Here is a 17,479-nt window from a genome sequence, read left to right as displayed (position 1 = left end):
TTCACAATTTTTTCTTGTTTCTCTGTTTTCGCTCTGCCTTCTCCTGCAGACGTTCACAGGCTGTACGCATATGTTTTTCAGCATGATGCGCTCTGCACGCTTCACAGTCCCCGCGACGCTCACATTTCGTCCTTTTGCAAGGGCAGGATACGGCAACTTTTGCTGCTTCCTTCTCATTTTCTGCCGGTGCAGTCAGTTCAATCGAATTGCCCTCACTGTCGGCAAACTCCGCTACCCAGTTAGAACCGATTTTTGTAATTGGAAATACAACTTTCAGCTGTTCCAGTTTATACTGAAGTACTTCTTTGCTCTCCACCGAAATGCTGGGCAGACAGCTGGTACCGAATGTATGCGGCTCATGCATTTTTTCATAAGCAAACAGACCAAGCCGAAAGCCGTGGATATCAAAGACACTGTAAACCGAGTCTTTCACTGCCGCAGGCTGCTCAAAAAAGTCTTCATAAAAAGCAACCGCACGCTCCATATCTTTCACACATAAATATAAAGAATAGATTCGGCACTCCATAAGCGCACCTTTCCAAGTTAACTCAGTTTGATTTCGGGAGCTTCTTCCTCCGGCGGCTGTTTGAAGTCACTGCCGGTCAGACCCTCCTGCTTAAGCATTGTTTCCAACGTAGAAATATCTGTAGAAACATCAAATGCGTCATCTGCAAACAAACTGTCCAGCAAATTTGCGAACGCTGTATTAATGGTATCCAGCGCGTGCTCGATTTCGTCTTTTGCCTTGCGGATGTTTTCACCCTGCACTGGCTGTTTGTCAAATTCCTGATAAGATTTGACCAATTTCAAGGTAGTCGGCAGGTAATACCGCATGAATTTACGGATATCCGGCAACTTTGCCGGATGCTGCTCTACACACTGAAAAATACGTCCTGTTACATTTTCCAGCTGGTACAGCTTGCCGGAAACAACCTCATCGGGGATTTCATCATTTGCTGCACGGATTTCCAGCAGATACTCGTTTCCCTCGCGGCGAACTGCTTCCAACTCTGCGCTTTTGGGGTCTGCTTTCTTTTTTTCTTCCTCCGCACGGGCAGCTTGCTCTTTCACCAAATGGCTTTTTTCCGCATCCAAGTATTCCTGATAAGTTTCATCATCAATCATGAAGCAAGTTTCATCCTGGTTAAAATGGCCGTTGGGATATACCCCGACCGTTATCATTTTTTTCAGGTCTTTCACTGTGCGGGCCGGTGTTTCACCGGCAGTTTCCGCCAGCTGTGCAACCCGGCCAAACGCCGCACCGCCCAGCGCTGCCTGATAGCGGCTAAAGCGGCGCACCCGACGGCGCAAACGGCCTCCGTAACCCGCACAGCCAAAGGATACCAGTGTAATTGGTGCCATAAGCGCCCCATCTATAATAAAGGTCTGCAGTGCGATTCCGCTGGCTGCGGCTGTTGCCACAAGCACTACATCTGCAATCAGCATCGGCACACCAATAATCGTGCCAAGTACCGAGCAGAGCGTACCCGAAACACTGCCAGGCAGTCCGCGCACAGATGGGTTGTGCCGGGTACGGCTGCGGCTGTGCCTTGGCTTCCACGCAGCAGGGTCACGGTACATTGGCCGTCCCTGTGGCGGAACATAGCCGGGCTGTTCCTCCGGTGGAACGAAGCCGTTTGGGTCCTCTGGCGGCGGAGCCTGCTGCCCCTGCTGCGGCGGCGTTTGCGTTGTGTAACCATAGTATCCACCATTCTGCTGCCCATCCGGTGCATAAGGGTGCGGCGGATGATGCCCTGTGGGCTGCTGCCCGCCAAAGGTTTCGTTTACCTCATCCGCAACCTCATGCATGGTATCCCCTACAACACGGCCAATATCCTCAAAACGGCCGGAGCGTACCGCATCCCGCACAGCTCTGCCGATTTTTCTGTTAAAGTGAGAATTCCCCATGATTTCCTCCAAAGGGTTTTTAACTTCTTTTATGGGTCAGATGTTTTTTCCCATTATACCGCAATAAATTGAAAATAACAACTTCTCAAACACCTGCGCAAAGAAAATTCCAAAAGCCGCAAATAAAGAAGCAAAACTTCACAAACCCTTCACTTAAGCTTTACTGAATCTTCGGATCCCATTAAAACTTCGTACATAAACTTTTTCTATACTTTAATCATTCCAAGAGGAACACAAGAGTTCCGAAGGAATCACAATCCTGTGCCAACCGCCGTACAGACGGATTACCGAAGCGGCAAGCGCACAAACAATCTGCAAGCTCCTTGGAATAAGGACTTTTCATAAATAACTCCTCCCTTTTTCGCCGTGCTTTCCTGCACGGCAAACGCTTACAAGTTCCCCGACTTGGGGATTTCATATTAACTCTTTTTCATAATCTTTCTCCTCCCTTTTTCGCCGTGCTCTCCCGCACGGCAAGCGCCTACAAGTTCCCCGACTTGGGGATTTTCATAACACTCTTTTTCATAATCTTTCTCCTCTTTTTCGCCGTGCTTTCCTGCACGGCAAGCGCCTACAAGTTCCCCGACTTGGGGATTTTCATAACACTCTTTTTCATTACTCTCCTCTCAATACAATAAAAAGCAACTCCGAGAAATGGCAGGTGGCGGCAAAACAGCCCGGACTTCATCAGTCCGGGCTGTTTTGCACAGGACGCACAATACCATTGCATAGAAGTGCGTCCTTACGGGGTCTATCACTCATTAGAAGCAAAGTATAATAAATAATTTTCAGAGCTCAAGTACTCCTACCGCATCTTAAAGATTCTTTTCCCTGATGACCGAAGAATTTTTCCCTAGGCGCATTTTAAAATCTTCATATCCGAAATTCGTGAGAATCTCAAGCTGACCGTTCTCAGATCTTCTCCAGATATTTGGCAGAGGCATTCCATTAAAAGTGTTGTTTTTGCATGTGGTGTAAATTGCCATATCGCCAAAAAGGAGTAAGTCCCCCTCACGCAGCACATGGTTGAAGCTGTAGTCACCAATCACATCGCCTGAAAGACAGGACGGCCCGCCCAGCCGATAGTGATTTTCACCTGTTGAATCAGAAATGGCTCCATATAAAGGCGGTGTGTAGGGCATTTCAATCACATCCGGCATATGGCAGGCGGCACTTGCATCCAAAATTGCAATACGGGCGGCACCATTTTCCACAATATCCAGTACACGGCAAGCTAAATAACCGGCATTGAGTGCTACCGCCTCACCCGGCTCCAGATAGACCTGCAGACCCCATTTTTCTTGAGCGTAAATAATCCATTTTTCCAGGCGCGAAACATCATAACCCTCTTTGGTAATATGGTGTCCGCCGCCCATGTTCAGCCACTTCATACGGGATAAAATGTCGCCAAACTTTTCCTCTACTGCGAAAATGCTAGCTTCCAGCGCATCGGCATTCTGCTCACAAAGTGTGTGAAAATGCAGGCCGTCCAACAGTGAAATCAGCCCATCTGTCATTTGCTTGTCCCAGACAGAACGGGTTGTTCCCAGTCTGCTTCCTTGAGCACAGGGATCGTAAATCTCGCGGCCGTCCTGTGTAGAGCATTCCGGATTGATACGCAATCCGACACTCTTTCCGCAGTCCTTTGCCCATTTACCGAACTTTTCCAGTTGCCGAGGTGAATTGAACACAATATGATCGGTATAATCCAGCAGCTGCGCAAATTCATCATCCCGATATGCACCGCAAAAAACATGCACTTCTCCTTGGGGCATATTTTCTTTTCCAAGCCTTGCTTCATAAAGCCCGCTAGCTTCTGTTCCAGACAAATATTGAGAAAGCAGCGGATATAAATCATAGTTGCAAAATGCTTTTTGGGCCAGAAGAATTTTACACCCGGTACGGCGCATTACCGAGGAAAGGATCTCCCCGTTGCGGCGCAAAGCTGCCTCATCAATGATGTAGCAGGGAGTGGGTAAATCCCCAAACAGTTCGTTTGGGGATTTACCTTTAAGGGAGCGAAAGGCAGCTCTGGTTTTCACTTCGCCGCTCATCAATCCACCAAAACAGGGTTCTGCTTTTCCCTGTGGGGCAGACCATATTTGTCCAAAGCATCCAGGTAGGGATCCGGATTGAACTCCTCCACAGTATAAACACCGGGCTTGCTCCACTGGCCAGTCAGCAGCATCAACGCACCGCACATAGCGGGAACACCGGTGGTGTAGCTGATAGCCTGACTTTCCACCTCTCGATAACACTCCTGGTGGTCGCAGACATTGTAGATGTAGTAGGATTTGTCCTTACCGTCTTTTTTACCAGTGAAAATACAGCCAATGTTGGTTTTTCCGTGGGTGCGGGGACCCAGGCTGGCGGGATCCGGCAGCAAAGCCTTGAGAAACTTGATGGGTACAATCGCCTGTCCATCGAACTGGATGGGGGTGGTCGACAGCATACCCACATTTTCCAAGCACTTCATGTGGGTCAGATAGCTCTGTCCAAAGGTCATAAAGAAACGGATTCGTTTGACCTCAGGAATGTTCTGCGCCAAAGACTCAATCTCTTCATGGTGGAGCAGATACATATCCTTATTACCCACACAGTCAAAATTGTATTCCCGTTTTATGCTCATGGCAGGAATTTCTACCCAATGGCCGTTTTCCCAATAACTGCCGGGAGCAGACACCTCACGCAGATTGACTTCGGGATTGAAGTTGGTAGCAAAGGGATAGCCGTGATCGCCGCCGTTGCAATCCAGAATATCAATGGTCTCAATGGTATCAAACTCATGCTTCTTTGCATAGGCGCAGTACGCCTGAGTCACGCCGGGGTCAAAGCCGCAGCCCAGCAAAGCGGTCAGACCTGCCTTTTCAAATTTCTCACGATAAGCCCACTGCCAGCTATAGTCGAAATACGCAGAGAACCCGGCATCTTTACAGCGCTTCTCGTAGATTGCGCGCCATTCGGGATCGTCCGTATCTTCCGGTTCGTAGTTGGCGGTATCCATATAGTTGACACCACAGGCAAGGCAGGCATCCATAATGGTCAGATCTTGGTAAGGCAGCGCAATGTTCATAACAAGATCAGGTTTGAAATTGTTGATCAAATCGATTACTTCCTGCACATTGTCAGCGTCTACCCGGGCCGTAGTGATTTTGGTCGCGGTCTTTCCCTCCAACGCCCGGGCCAGTGTGTCGCACTTGGACTGGGTTCTGCTGGCAATGCACAGCTCCGAAAACACCTCGCTGACCTGACAGCACTTCCGAATGGCAACTGCGGCAACTCCGCCGCAACCGATAACTAAGACTTTGCTCATTTTGATTTTTCCTTTTCTTTTTATAGTTTATAGATATCAGCTACAGAGTTTCGGCCGAATTTGCAGACAATTCAGGACCATTATTTGTCCTCCCCAGACTTGATATTGCTATGCAGTGCCAGAAGCAATTCCCGAAGGATCTTGCAGGCAACCGCGGTGGATGCACCACTGGCGTCCAGCATGGGTGCAAGCTCATTGAGATCGGCACCCGCAATGTTGGTTTTTGAAACGGATAGAATAGCATCCAAAAGCTGAACAAAACCAATACCACCAGCCTCTGGGGTACCTGTTCCCGGTAACACAGAGGGATCCAAGCAATCCAGATCAATGGTAAAATACACAGGACTGCCATCCTTCACAAGCCGCTCAGTCAATGCAGAAAGCCCCGTTAAATCAAATTTGTACAATTCAGTGTGGGCTTTTGCGAATTCAAATTCTGACCGTTCCCCGCTTCGGATACAGAACTGGTGAATTCTACCGTCTCCCAGAATCTCATGGCAGCGGCGCATGACGGCAGCGTGGCTTAGCTTCGTTCCCAAGTAATCGTCGCGCAAATCTGCATGGGCATCAAGGTGAATGATATGCAGATTTGGATATCGTTTTGCCACAGAACGAACTGCCCCAAGAGTTACCAAATGCTCGCCTCCAACCAGGATAGGCAGTTTGCCATCAGAAAGAATTTCCGCGGTTTTTTCCTCGATGTCGGAAAGAGCAGCTTCTGCACTTCCAAAGCAAAGTTCCAAGTCACCGCAGTCAAAAGTGTGAAAGTCGGTTAAATCCTGATTCTGATAAGGGCTGTAGGTTTCCAGCCCAACGCTTTCGTGCCGGATTGCCGACGAACCGAACCGTGCCCCTGGGCGAAAACTTGTGGTGGAATCAAACGGAGCCCCAAACAGTGCGATATCAGCCTCTTCATAGCTGCTGTCACAGCCAATAAAAGTTTCTATATTGCGTTCCATCATTCTTCTACCTCCATCAGCAATTTTTCCAGGAACGCAGGCAGATAAAATGCGCCGATATGCAGCTTGGGTGTGTAATACTTTGTCTCCAGGTTTAAACTCTTCCAACGCTCGATATCCAGATCATCAATGGGATGATATTTTTTACTGGAAAAGCCGAAAAGCCAGTACCCGGCAGCATAGGTCGGGATATGCGCCTGGTACACACGGCTGATTGGAAACAGCTTTGCGATGCGTTGATGGCTTCTCTGCAAAACCTCTGCATCATGCTTAAAAAAGGGACTGCCCTGCTGATTGACCATAACGCCGTCCTCATGCAATGCGTTGTAGCAAATACCATAAAACTCCCGGGTGAAATATCCCTCTGAAGGCCCGAACGGGTCAGTTGAATCCACGATAATCAAATCATATTCGTCTTTTTTGCGGCGAATAAACCGCAGCGCATTGTCAAAGAAAATATGCACACGGCTGTCATCCAGACGACTTGCGTTCTCGGGCAAATACGCACGGCATGCTTCAAGCACTTTCGGATCCATTTCCACAAGATCGATTCGCCGGATACAGTCATATCTTGCCAGTTCGCGCACAACGCCGCCGTCTCCTGCACCAATCACCAAAACATCACAAACGTTTGGATGTACTGCCATGGGAATGTGGGTAATCATTTCGTCATAGATAAACTCATCACGCTCTGTCAAAACCACATTTCCATCAAGTGTCAGCATCCGCCCAAATTCGGGGGTGTCAAAAATGTCAATCTGCTGATAGTCACTTCTTTCCGAATAGAGGTGACGGTTGATACGAATACTGTGTTTCACATCCGGCGTGTGAAATTCGCTGAACCAAATTTCCATCATACTCCTCCTTATACCAAGACATTGATGCGCAAAATATCAGGATCTTCCGGCCCGGTCATGGAACAGCCTTTTACTTTGGCGTATTCAATGAAGTTAAGAATTTCCTGCGTGATTCGCTCTCCCGGCGCCAAAATTGGAATTCCCGGCGGATAGCACATGACGAATTCGCTGCAAACACAACCAACACTTTCCGGAAGGGGAATACTTTTTTTCTCCGCATAAAATGCGTCCTGCGGGCTGGCCACCACTTCGGGATCGATATATTCCTGGCTGAGCAAACCGCTGGGATCTTTTTGATATCTTCGGCGTATTTCGGCAAGGGCACTCACAAGGCGCTCCAGTTCCTGCGGCCTATCTCCCATAGAAAGGTAGGCCAGAATATTGCCAATGTCGCCGAACTCTATTTGAATATCGTACTCATCTCTTAAAATATCGTAAACTTCAATGCCGGCAAGGCCAATATTTCTTGTGTGAATGCTCAGTTTGGTAGGATCAAAATCGAAGATTGAATTGCCGTTTATCAGTTCTCGCCCAAAGGCATAGTAGCCTCCTACCGCATTGATTTCTTCTCTGGCATAGTCCGCCATTTCTACAACTTTGGCAAACACTTCCTTACCGCGCAGTGCGAGATTACGGCGGCTGATGTCCAGGCTGGACATCAAAAGATAACTTCCGGAAGTGGTCTGCGTTAAATTGATGATCTGGCGGACATGACCGGGATTGATATGTTCACCGATAAGCAGCAAACTGGACTGCGTAAGGCTTCCGCCGCTTTTGTGCATGGAAACTGAGGCCATATCCGCACCCGCCGCCATAGCGGAAATGGGCATATTCTCCCCAAAATAAAAATGCGTTCCGTGGGCTTCATCTACAAGGCAAAGCATCCCTGCCTCATGAGCCATGTTTACTATGGCTTTTAAATCACTGCATATACCGTAATAGGTCGGGTTATTGACCAACACCGCTACCGCATCTGGATTTTCAGCAATGGCTTTGGCAACCTGTTCCCGCTGCATTCCCAGAGAAATACCCAATCTGCGGTCAACCTCAGGATTGACATACGCCGGCACAGCGCCGCACAAAACAAGGGCGTTAATCACACTGCGGTGAACATTTCTGGGCATAATGATCTTGTCCCCGCGTTTACAGCTGGATAAGACCATGCTTTGCACAGAACTTGTGGTACCTCCCACCATTAAAAACGCGTGAGCTGCTCCGAATGCGTCTGCCACCAAAAGCTCTGCCTCACGAATAACGGATACCGGATGGCAAAGGTTGTCCAATGGTTTCATGCTGTTGACATCTATACTGACACATTGCTCACCCAGGAACGCAGCCAATTCAGGGTTGCCTCTGCCGCGCTTATGTCCCGGTACATCAAAGGGAACGACCCGCATTTCTCTGAGCCTTTGCAAAGCCTCATAGATTGGAGCCTTGTTTTGATCCAACTTTATTTTTTCCATACCGCACCTCGCCTAAAAACAAAAAATGACGCAAGCTGTAATTACACAACTTGCGTCATTATCCATTCGATCCTAAAAAAGACAATCTGCCTTTGTCTATTAACATATGGCCACAGTCCGAGTATCCTTCTCCCGATACGGTACGCCTGCCAATGGTATAGGAAAGATCTGAAGTAAATGATAGGTTTTTACAGAGTCTATATAGCAATATACTTTTACTACTCTTTATTGACCGTTTCACAAGTCTACGTAAATTACGCATTTTGGTTATGAAGTAACCAACTTATAAAATTTGAGCTTCAAACTCAATCAATAACGACGGTATCGCACCGTCAATCGGCAGTGGACCCGGCTGTCCGTCCGGCCTTAACTCCAAAGGAGTGGTCCAAAAGAAATTGCGTGGAAGACTCTGTTTGATAGATTCATTCCGCAGTAGAGTATACAACATACAAGATTAAATTGTCAACAAAAAGTTTTCATTGCAACATATTTCTCTGGCAAGCCCTCCTGCACTGCATGGAAAGGGAGAACGTAAACAGAAAGCATGAAGAGAGTGAACGATAGTTTACTTTGTTCATGCTCTCAGCAGCAGTGATTAGATAATTCTGAATTGGAAGTCGCACGGCCCGCGTTTTCACAAAACAAACAAATGGCATTGTAAACTCAAAATTTGACAAATTTCTTTACAATTTGTATAATTGAAACAGAATAACATTTCAACATGTCAGATGCGCGGCTTGAAACTGCGATTAGAAAACGAAAGGAAGGACGGCTACATTGAAGGAAATACGCATGGGAATCGGATTCGCAACGGGTAGGCGGAATTTTCGGAAAGTTTTATCAGCTTATATACATACGTGGAAAGCAACAAAAAATAATCTGCCTGCGGACATAGATGTCAAACTTCATCTTTTCGTCGCTTACGACGTTAATTATCATAATACAAAGTCAACAGACTATACCAATCTTCCTCAGGAAATTGTTGACGCTTTTGAAAGCATTACTTTTGTCGGAACAAAAAATGCACTGAGAAGCCTTGAAAAACTGCGGGACAGCAGAAAGTTTACACAAGCCGAACTGACCAGCGTTTTTGGTGCGGGATATGCGGGAAAACGTAATGCCGTGTTGTTTGCAGCAATAGAGAGCCAAATGGATTATTTTCTCTTCCTTGATGATGATGAATATCCAATGGCGGTAACAAAAAATCATGATACATGTCTTTGGAGCGGACAGCAGGTTTTACTTGCCCACTTGAAAGAAATTGGTAATGCGGATTACACAAACGGCTTTCACTGCGGGTATATCTCGCCAATCCCTCAGATTAGATTTAATAAGGTGTTGGATGAGGAAAATTTCAAGCGCTTTATTGAAGCAATCAGTAACGATATCATCAACTGGGCAAGCATTAAAGCACTTATGGAATCCGGCGGCGTAACATATGCGTCGACAGATGTGCTGATTGCCAACAAAGCGGCGGATGTGCCACTGATTGGCGGCTGTAAGTTTATTTCCGGTGCAAATCTCTGCATCAATCTGAAGAATCCGCAAAAAACGCTTCCTTTTTTTAATCCCCCGGGTGCAAGAGGAGAAGATACCTTCCTGTCAACTCTACTGGCAGACAAGACTGTGCGCAGGATACCGTGTTATACATTTCATGACGGATTTTCGATTTACCAGCATCTGCTGGATGGAGCACTGCCAATACACCTTTCAGCAATTACTACAGACTCGGCTACTGTCAATTTAAGATTTTTGAATGCGTGCATTGGCTGGGTTCGCTATAAGCCATTGCTGACTTATATTACTGCGCCGGGAGAATACGAACAGCGGATGCGGTTAATAAAATCCGCATTGGATCAAACCCTGCCAAAATTAGCAGAATATTTTCAAGATAAGCGCTTCTTTAACATTGCGGTGGAATTCGACAAGTATTCTAAAAATGTAAAAAAACACTATAATCAATTTGTCTTGGCACAGACTACATGGAAAAAAGTTGTGAATATCTTTTGATTGCTTTTGTGTTGCTTCTTTTACAACATTAATTACCTTTTGTGGTATTTTACACTGCATGGACTGTCAGACAGCAAAAAAACATTCTTGTTCATTTTATAATGAACCTACTTTGCACGTTATGGGCAGTACCCTGTCTAGTGGCACAGTAAAAACGAGCGGTAATGGATAATATCCATATACCGCTCGTTTTTACTGTGCCACTCCTGTCTGACATATACCATGATACGGACATTCGGCTAATTTTAAGGCTACTTTTTATTCATTCTGCCAATATTTCATGCGTGCATTTTTTGTAATTTTATTGTATAATCAAACTAAAGAAATTCCAAATGTCAGGAATACAGAAAGGGGTTCTCAGTATGTCATATCGTGTTATTTCCATTAGCAGGCAGTTCGGCAGCGGCGGCCATGAAATCAGCGAAAAACTTTCGCGTGCTCTTTCCTTTCCGTTTTATGACAAGGACTTGATTTCACGTGCGGCAAAAGAAAGCGGCCTAAGCACAGAAATACTCGAATCAGCCGATGAACACTCCGACAATATTCCTGAAAACGGAGAGCAGCGCCCATCACTGGCACTTTCCACAAGTGACACACTCTTTGTTACACAGACCAAAATCATCCGTCGGCTGGCACAGCATGAAAACTGCATCATTGTAGGCCGCTGCTCGGATGTCATTCTTCTGGAAGAAGATGTACAGCTGCTGCGTGTGTTCATCCACGCACCGCTGAGAAAGCGAATTGAGCGTATTCAAAAGCTGCGCGGCCTTTCTGCACAGGAAGCAGAGCTGCTGATTCGCCAAAGTGACAAGCAGCGCCGTACATATTACAGCTATTATACCGATACACAGTGGGGCATTCAGGACAACTATGACATTTCACTAAACAGTGCATACTGGGGAGTTGAAAAATGTGTTGACCTGCTGACAGAAGCGGTACAGTTTATGTGAAAATGCAGAAAATTACTTTCCGCCACTCGCATACCCCCGCAGGTGCAAGCCCTTACAGCAAAAGTTTCGCCCGCCTTTTCAAAGGCGGTGAGTGTGGGCGAAGCCCACGGCCTTATCTTCGCTCGTAAAGCCTTTTTTGTGGAAAACGGCTTACAACAATGTTAATTTGCGGCAGCGAAGCCACGCCGCACAGAGCTGCCTGATTTACGCAGCCTTAAAATTGCCGGCAGGCAATCCGCCAGCGACAAGGGCAGGTCGGGGCTACACGCCCCTCACGGGTGATCGCTTTCTAAGGAGCGGCAGAAAGCAACTACGATCAGGTTCCACTACAAAAAAGAGCGGCAGAAAGCATAAAAATTTTCTGCCGCTCTTTTTTATTCTTCCAGTGCAATCAGCGCCGCACCCAGCGCCCCGCACAACTGGTGCTCCGGTAAAACCAAAAGCGGTGCGCCGATTTTTTCTTCAATCGCTTTCACAACGCCGCGGTTCGCTGCGACACCTCCGGTCATCATAAAACGCGCCTGTGGGTCTACGCGCGCCGCCAACGCCGCCGCCTTTGCAGCAACCGCGTTATTTAAACCATGCACTATATCCGCCGTCTGCTTATTCTGCGCAACCAGCGAAACCACTTCGCTTTCCGCAAAAACGGTACACATGCTGCTGATGGAAATTTCCTCTTTCCAGTGCAGACCGCAGGCGCTCATTTCTTCCATGGAAAGTTCCAACACCCGCGCCATCATTTCCAGAAAGCGGCCGGTGCCCGCCGCGCATTTGTCATTCATAACAAATGTTTTTACTTTGCCGTTTTCGTCCAACCGAATAGCCTTGCTGTCCTGCCCGCCGATATCAATAATGGTACGTACCGACGAATCCAGAAAATAAGCACCCTTTGCGTGGCAGGTGATTTCCGTTACATCCCGTCCCCCTGCGCCGATATACGCGCGGCCGTAACCGGTGGCAACCACCTCATCCAGCTGTTCACGCGTCAGATGTGCCTGCCGCAGTGCCTGTTCCAGTGCGTTGTGCGCACCCAGCGCCGCTCGCGCACCGGTTGCAACAATGGAACTGCCTATGATATTTCTGTCGCTGTCCAGAATCACCACATTAGTGCTGGTAGAGCCGCTGTCAATTCCCGCTGTGTAACGTTTTTTTGCAGCTGCGGCAGACCGGCTGTGCGGTTTTTCCGGTGTAAAGCCCTCTGCGAAAGCCTGCACACGGGTACGCAGCTGTCCCTCGGCTCCCGTGGTACCGTCTGTTTCCAGTTTCAGCATTGGCAGGCGGGCAGTCTGCTGTAGCTTGGCGTATTCAAAGCCGTAAAAATCGCAGAATTTCACGGTGTGATACAAAATTCCTTTTAACTGCGGATCTTCCGTTAAAGTGCGCCGCTGTGCAACTTCTGTCATACGCATACACGGCATCTGCCCCAGCAGCACACCGGCATACCAGTCTAAAAATTCATCCAAATTGTCTGTCTGCGGCGGCACCGGCAGTTCCCGGCTGCCAACGCAGGTCAGATCATGCACCGGCAACGGCATTTCCTGCTGCAGCATTTGCAGCAGTGACGCATTGGAGCGCGCACCCAGCAGTGCAAAATACGGCTCCGGTTCCGCAGCAGGTTCCCTCTGGAAAGATGCTTTGCATTTTTGTAAATCAAATGATACGCCATGTGCTTTCATGTAAGCATCCAGAAAGCGGCGCAGTTCAGACGCATAGCGTTTTCGCGCACAGGGGCCGTCTGCCCGCGGCAAATCCAGAACAAAAACAGAAGTGCCGCCCGCCTCTAGCACATCCCCGATACGCCGCATGGAATCACAGCAGGTAGTCAGCACAAGGCTGTCAATCTGCTGTTCCCGGCAGCTTTGCAGCAATGCGCGGGTATAGCTGCAAAGATTGCGGTGGCTCAGACGGTCCGCTTCCTCAAAATGCTCGGCGGTTGGATTCAGCTTCACCGCTTCTTCCCCAAAACCGGCAAACAGTTCTGCCGGAGCATATTTACAGGTGTACGCTATCATGTTTTCCCTCCAGCAATTCCAAAAAAGCCTGCATGCGGGTGGTCATCTGCCCCGGCGGACAGTTGGAACGGTCACATCCATCGCCGTCCAGCACCAGTGTCGGAAATCCGGCGGCCTCCAGCTGTACACGCCCAAGCTGCGCCGCACCGCCGGTCTGGCGGCATCCCCAATGGCAGAACCAGACGATTCCGTCCGGCTGCAGCTGTTTCGCTTTTTCTAAGACTGCGTCAATCCGCCGCTGTGCCGGACCATTTAAGTTGTTTTCCACCAGCCGCCGCGCCATTGCCCGCCACGGGTCATCCACAGCTGTAAGCGCCGGCGCATCAAAACAGATGTCATTGGCAATAATCTGGCACTTTTCATTAAAATCCAGCAAATCAATCATTGCGGAATCAAGGTGCGGCAGTGTATGCACCCACAAAAGCCGCAGCTCGTCCCCCTTTGCGGGTGCGGCTTCTGCTTCTTTTAAAACACCCTGTGCAAAGTGCAGTGCCTCCGGTGTGCCGAGCAGTACGTGCAGGGCAAAAGCTGCATACATTTCAGAAGTCATTTCATCCGGCATGGATTTTTCTGCCCGCACAGCAAGGTATTTTTGGTATGCAGAAAGTGTCTGTCCGCTGCGCTGCACCGTCTGCCGCAGAACATCCTCCTGAAGTGGTTTATCGAGCAGTGCACTCATTTTTTTGCTGCAGTCCTTTAACTGATCTGCAACGTAGCAAACTGCCGTTTCATCCTGTTCAAACGGCACATCCAGCACAAAATGCGGCACACCGTAAAATTCCGCGAGTCTGCGAAATGAAAGCGTGTTGGCATCACACGCAAAGGTTGTGTTAAAAATAAACCGCGGTTTTGGCAGCACACCGGTTTCCGCCGCACCCAGCAAAATTTTGTGGTAAGAGCAAAATGTTTCCGGAATCCCGCGCCTTTCTACCGCGTCAATAAAGCCGCGCTCCGCGCCCGCACCGGAAAGATACGCAGAAAGAGCTTCCGGAAACATCGGTGCCATGCCGAAAGTCTGCAGCAGTTCGCATGGCGTAAACAAGCTGACCATCGCGCTTTCCTGTGGATGCTCTAACGGCCGAATAATTACACCGTTGCAGGCATCGGAAAGAGCCAACCGCGATGGTGTTGTTTTTTTAAAGATATGCTTGCCAGCCCAGCCGTTCAGGCGGTAAGCAGTGGTCAGCAGCCTGCGGGAACGTGCCGGATGGTCGGCTATCTGCCCGTCCACAATGCGGCCAAACTTCTCGATTACTGAATTCATATTATTTTTTCCTTCTGCCTGTTCCAAAAAATTCTGTCTCATAATACCTATAAACTTTATTATAAAAATTATAAAAGGAACCACGCATTTGTCCTTAGACAACGCTGAAATACAGTCTGAAAATATTACATAAAAGAAGAAATGTCACAAATTTCCTACCCTTCGCCTTACGGTTTCTCCCGCAGAAATTCTTCATAAGAAGCGGCCACCAGCTGCAGATTTCGGATGCTTGCCGCTGCATCCCCCGGAATTTCCAGTGAATGATTTGCACCCGGGAAAAGCCCCAGCCGCACACCGGCGGCAGAAGCAAACTCTCTGCGCACAGCATCCGGTACCCACGGGTCGGCTGTTCCACAGGATACATAGCAGGGATGTGCCTTTAAATACAGAATTGTCGGCTCCAGCGGTGTTAAAAAGAACTGATGCACACGCCGCCCAAGCTGCTGCTCCAGCTTTCCCGCCACAACTGTGCCGAAGCTTTTGCTGAAAAATAAAAGTTCACTGTAAGTTTGCCGGCAAAGCAGTTCCCCCAACACTCTTTCCGTATACGCAAGCGCTTGCGGCAGGCACTGTTCCACATTTTTTCCCAGATTCTTTACATCACGCCCCAGCGAAACTGTATAGGAAAGCGGCAGCACATCGCAGCCGTTCTGTTCCGCCACACGCCGCGCAAAATACAGCAGCGGCCTCTCACAGCTGTATCCGGTACCCGGAAAGAGAACCGCCAGCTTTGCACCCTGTTCTGCTTTCCTTTTGGGCAATACCGCTGTTTTCGGTACCCTTTTGCTTTGCTGCAAAAAGCAGTCTGCCAACGGAAGTACTTCCTGCTTTTTTTCCGTTTTTGCCATAGCTTTTTCACTCCACTTCTGCGTTCTGCCGCAGGACTACAGCGCTATTATAGCATAAATTCCGGCAGAAACAAAGCCACCCCGCATCTGCTGCGGCGGACAGCAAGTGCAGGGTGGCTTTGTGTTTGAATTGATTTTAGAGAAAAGCCAAATGCTTGGTATAGGAGAATTTCAGTTCAGCTGGGCTGTAGGCTGTTTCTTACTTTTTCAGCTTCCAGACCAGGTCGTTCCAAGTGAGTTCCTTGCGCAGCTCGTCAATTTTGGTTTCCGCGCCGATATGAATATACTCAATATCCATGATTTCAGCAAAGTCACGCAGGTCTTCAGCAGTCAGGTCATAGCTGATCACACTGTGATGTGCGCCGCCCGCGTAAATCCATGCTTCTGCGCTGGTTTCCAGATCCGGCAGAGGTTTCCACAGAACTGCGGCAACCGGCAGCTTCGGCATTTCATGCTTCTGCTCCTGGCAGTCCAAATCATTTACAATCATGCGGAAACGGTCGCCCATGTCAATAATCGTTGCCAGAACAGCCGGGCCGCTCTTTGCCTTAAAGGTCAGGCGGGCCGGGTCCTCACGGCCACCAATACCCAGCGGGTGCACTTCGATTTTCGGCTTTGTGCTGGCGACAGTCGGGCAAACCTCCAGCATATGGCTGCCCATGTTCATGCCGCACGCCGGGTCAAAGTTGTAAGTGTAATCTTCCATGAATGCTGTGCCGCCCTTGCAGTCCGCGGTCATTGCTTTCATGATATGGCACAAAGCAGCTGTTTTCCAGTCGCCCTCAGCGGAGAAACCATAACCCTGACGCATCAGATCCTGTGCGGCAAGGCCCGGCAGCTGGCGAAGCTGCTGCAGATCCTCAAAGTTCGTGTGGAAAGCGGTGTAGCCGCGCTTATCCATAAACTTTTTCAGTGCAACTTCTTCGCGTGCCTGATAATGGACGGATTCCACATTGTCGGTAGCCATATCATACAGTTCGCCGTAGGAAGCCATCTGTGCATTGATTTCGTCTTCGGTAACTGCTTCCACCTCACGAATCACATCGCCGACACCATAATAGTCCACGCGCCAGCCAAGGCGAATAGCAGCTTCCACCTTGTCACCGTCTGTAACGGCAACATTACGCATATTGTCACCAATACGCAGTACACGTGTACGGTGGCTTTCAAATGCACCGACAGCCGCGCGCATCCAGCCTGCCATACGCTTGCAGGTCTTTTCTTCTTTCCACCAGCCGGAAATAACTTTCTGCTGCAGACGCATACGGGCAGCAATGTAGCCGTGCTCGCGGTCACCGTGTGCTGACTGGTTCAGGTTCATGAAGTCCATGTCGATTTCGTTCCACGGAATATCGCGGTTGTACTGTGTATTCAAATGCAGCAGCGGCTTCTGCAGTGCTTTGAAACCAGGAATCCACATTTTGCTGGGTGAAAACGTATGCATCCAAGTAATGACACCGGCACACTTCGGGTCAGCGTTTGCCGCTGTCAGGGTGTCGTAAATCTCCTCGGCATTGCGAACAACCGGCTTCCACATCAGTGTGCAGGGAATTGCTGCGCTCTTATTCCATTCGTCAACCATTTCGCGGCTGTGTTCGTCAACCGTTTTCAGAACTTCCGGCCCGTAAAGGTCCTGACTGCCCACAACAAACCAAAATTCATACTGCTTTAATCCTGCCATAAATAACAGCGCTCCTTCTTTTTTTACTTTTCCACACAAAACCTGACCGGACAACAGCAGCCATATTGTGAAAAATTAGGCTGCATTTTTGTTCTGTCCTCACAGGAAAAAGCCGAAAAATAAAAATTGTTTACGATTCCATTCTGTCTATTTGATTTTCTATGCATAATATAGCATTAAAGCAAGCACATGTCAATACAAATTTCGTGAATTT

14 protein-coding genes are annotated in these 17,479 nt (G+C 48.6%); 2 read left to right on the top strand and 12 right to left on the bottom strand.

Annotation, left to right across the window (positions count from 1 at the left end):
• Position 1 precedes the first annotated feature (1 nt).
• From H6X83_RS04330 to H6X83_RS04300, 8 genes are all read right to left on the bottom strand, one after another.
• Positions 2-526: a VOC family protein gene (locus H6X83_RS04330; RefSeq protein WP_425489201.1), complete on the bottom strand. Its 525-nt coding sequence runs from the start codon at positions 524-526 to the stop codon at positions 2-4.
• Positions 527-543: 17 nt separating this feature from the next.
• The gene (locus tag H6X83_RS04325; protein ID WP_212507931.1) at positions 544-1,908 is read right to left on the bottom strand and encodes a 5-bromo-4-chloroindolyl phosphate hydrolysis family protein; all 1,365 of its coding nucleotides are present in this window, start codon (positions 1,906-1,908) and stop codon (positions 544-546) included.
• A gap of 217 nt (positions 1,909-2,125) precedes the next feature.
• Complete coding sequence (locus H6X83_RS14680) at positions 2,126-2,251, bottom strand: hypothetical protein (protein ID WP_281391052.1); 126 nt, start codon at positions 2,249-2,251, stop codon at positions 2,126-2,128.
• 472 nt (positions 2,252-2,723) lie between these two features.
• Positions 2,724-3,962 carry a carboxynorspermidine decarboxylase gene (gene nspC / locus H6X83_RS04320; RefSeq protein ID WP_212507930.1) on the bottom strand — a complete coding sequence of 413 codons (1,239 nt, stop codon included), beginning with the start codon at positions 3,960-3,962 and terminating at the stop codon, positions 2,724-2,726.
• Entirely contained in the window at positions 3,962-5,221 is a 1,260-nt protein-coding gene (locus tag H6X83_RS04315; protein WP_212507929.1) for a saccharopine dehydrogenase family protein, read from the bottom strand. Before H6X83_RS04315 ends, nspC begins: the two co-directional genes overlap by 1 nt.
• 80 nt (positions 5,222-5,301) lie before the next feature.
• Entirely contained in the window at positions 5,302-6,183 is an 882-nt protein-coding gene (gene speB, locus H6X83_RS04310; RefSeq protein ID WP_212507928.1) for an agmatinase, read from the bottom strand.
• On the bottom strand, positions 6,180-7,034 hold the full coding sequence (gene speE / locus H6X83_RS04305; RefSeq protein WP_212508487.1) for a polyamine aminopropyltransferase: 855 nt from the start codon (positions 7,032-7,034) through the stop codon (positions 6,180-6,182). The genes speB and speE overlap by 4 nt, the downstream gene beginning before the upstream one ends.
• Positions 7,035-7,045: 11 nt before the next feature.
• Positions 7,046-8,500 (bottom strand): aminotransferase class I/II-fold pyridoxal phosphate-dependent enzyme, encoded by a 1,455-nt coding sequence (locus H6X83_RS04300; protein WP_212507927.1) that lies wholly within the window; start codon positions 8,498-8,500, stop codon positions 7,046-7,048.
• A 777-nt stretch (positions 8,501-9,277) separates the two neighbouring features.
• Between H6X83_RS04300 and H6X83_RS04295 the strand changes: the two genes are divergently transcribed.
• Together H6X83_RS04295 and H6X83_RS04290 are read left to right on the top strand one after the other, a co-directional pair.
• Positions 9,278-10,510, top strand: coding sequence for a hypothetical protein (locus H6X83_RS04295; RefSeq protein WP_246419505.1), 1,233 nt, complete (start codon positions 9,278-9,280; stop codon positions 10,508-10,510).
• A gap of 362 nt (positions 10,511-10,872) precedes the next feature.
• The gene (locus H6X83_RS04290) at positions 10,873-11,460 is read left to right on the top strand and encodes a cytidylate kinase-like family protein (RefSeq protein ID WP_212507926.1); all 588 of its coding nucleotides are present in this window, start codon (positions 10,873-10,875) and stop codon (positions 11,458-11,460) included.
• 374 nt (positions 11,461-11,834) lie between these two features.
• Here H6X83_RS04290 and H6X83_RS04285 read toward each other — a convergent pair whose 3' ends face one another.
• From H6X83_RS04285 to araA, 4 genes are all read right to left on the bottom strand, one after another.
• Positions 11,835-13,472 carry an acyl-CoA dehydratase activase gene (locus H6X83_RS04285; protein ID WP_212507925.1) on the bottom strand — a complete coding sequence of 546 codons (1,638 nt, stop codon included), beginning with the start codon at positions 13,470-13,472 and terminating at the stop codon, positions 11,835-11,837.
• The gene (locus tag H6X83_RS04280) at positions 13,453-14,736 is read right to left on the bottom strand and encodes a 2-hydroxyacyl-CoA dehydratase subunit D (RefSeq protein WP_212507924.1); all 1,284 of its coding nucleotides are present in this window, start codon (positions 14,734-14,736) and stop codon (positions 13,453-13,455) included. Before H6X83_RS04280 ends, H6X83_RS04285 begins: the two co-directional genes overlap by 20 nt.
• Positions 14,737-14,903: 167 nt before the next feature.
• Complete coding sequence (locus H6X83_RS04275) at positions 14,904-15,584, bottom strand: hypothetical protein (protein WP_212507923.1); 681 nt, start codon at positions 15,582-15,584, stop codon at positions 14,904-14,906.
• A 199-nt stretch (positions 15,585-15,783) separates the two neighbouring features.
• Entirely contained in the window at positions 15,784-17,265 is a 1,482-nt protein-coding gene (araA, locus tag H6X83_RS04270; RefSeq protein WP_212507922.1) for an L-arabinose isomerase, read from the bottom strand.
• Between the last annotated feature and the right edge of the window lie 214 nt (positions 17,266-17,479).

It is taken from the genome of Caproicibacterium amylolyticum (genome assembly GCF_014467055.1).
Lineage (GTDB): Bacteria > Bacillota > Clostridia > Oscillospirales > Acutalibacteraceae > Caproicibacterium > Caproicibacterium amylolyticum.
Note: the sequence above shows the minus strand (reverse complement) of the source record. Positions and strands in the feature narration are given on the sequence as shown.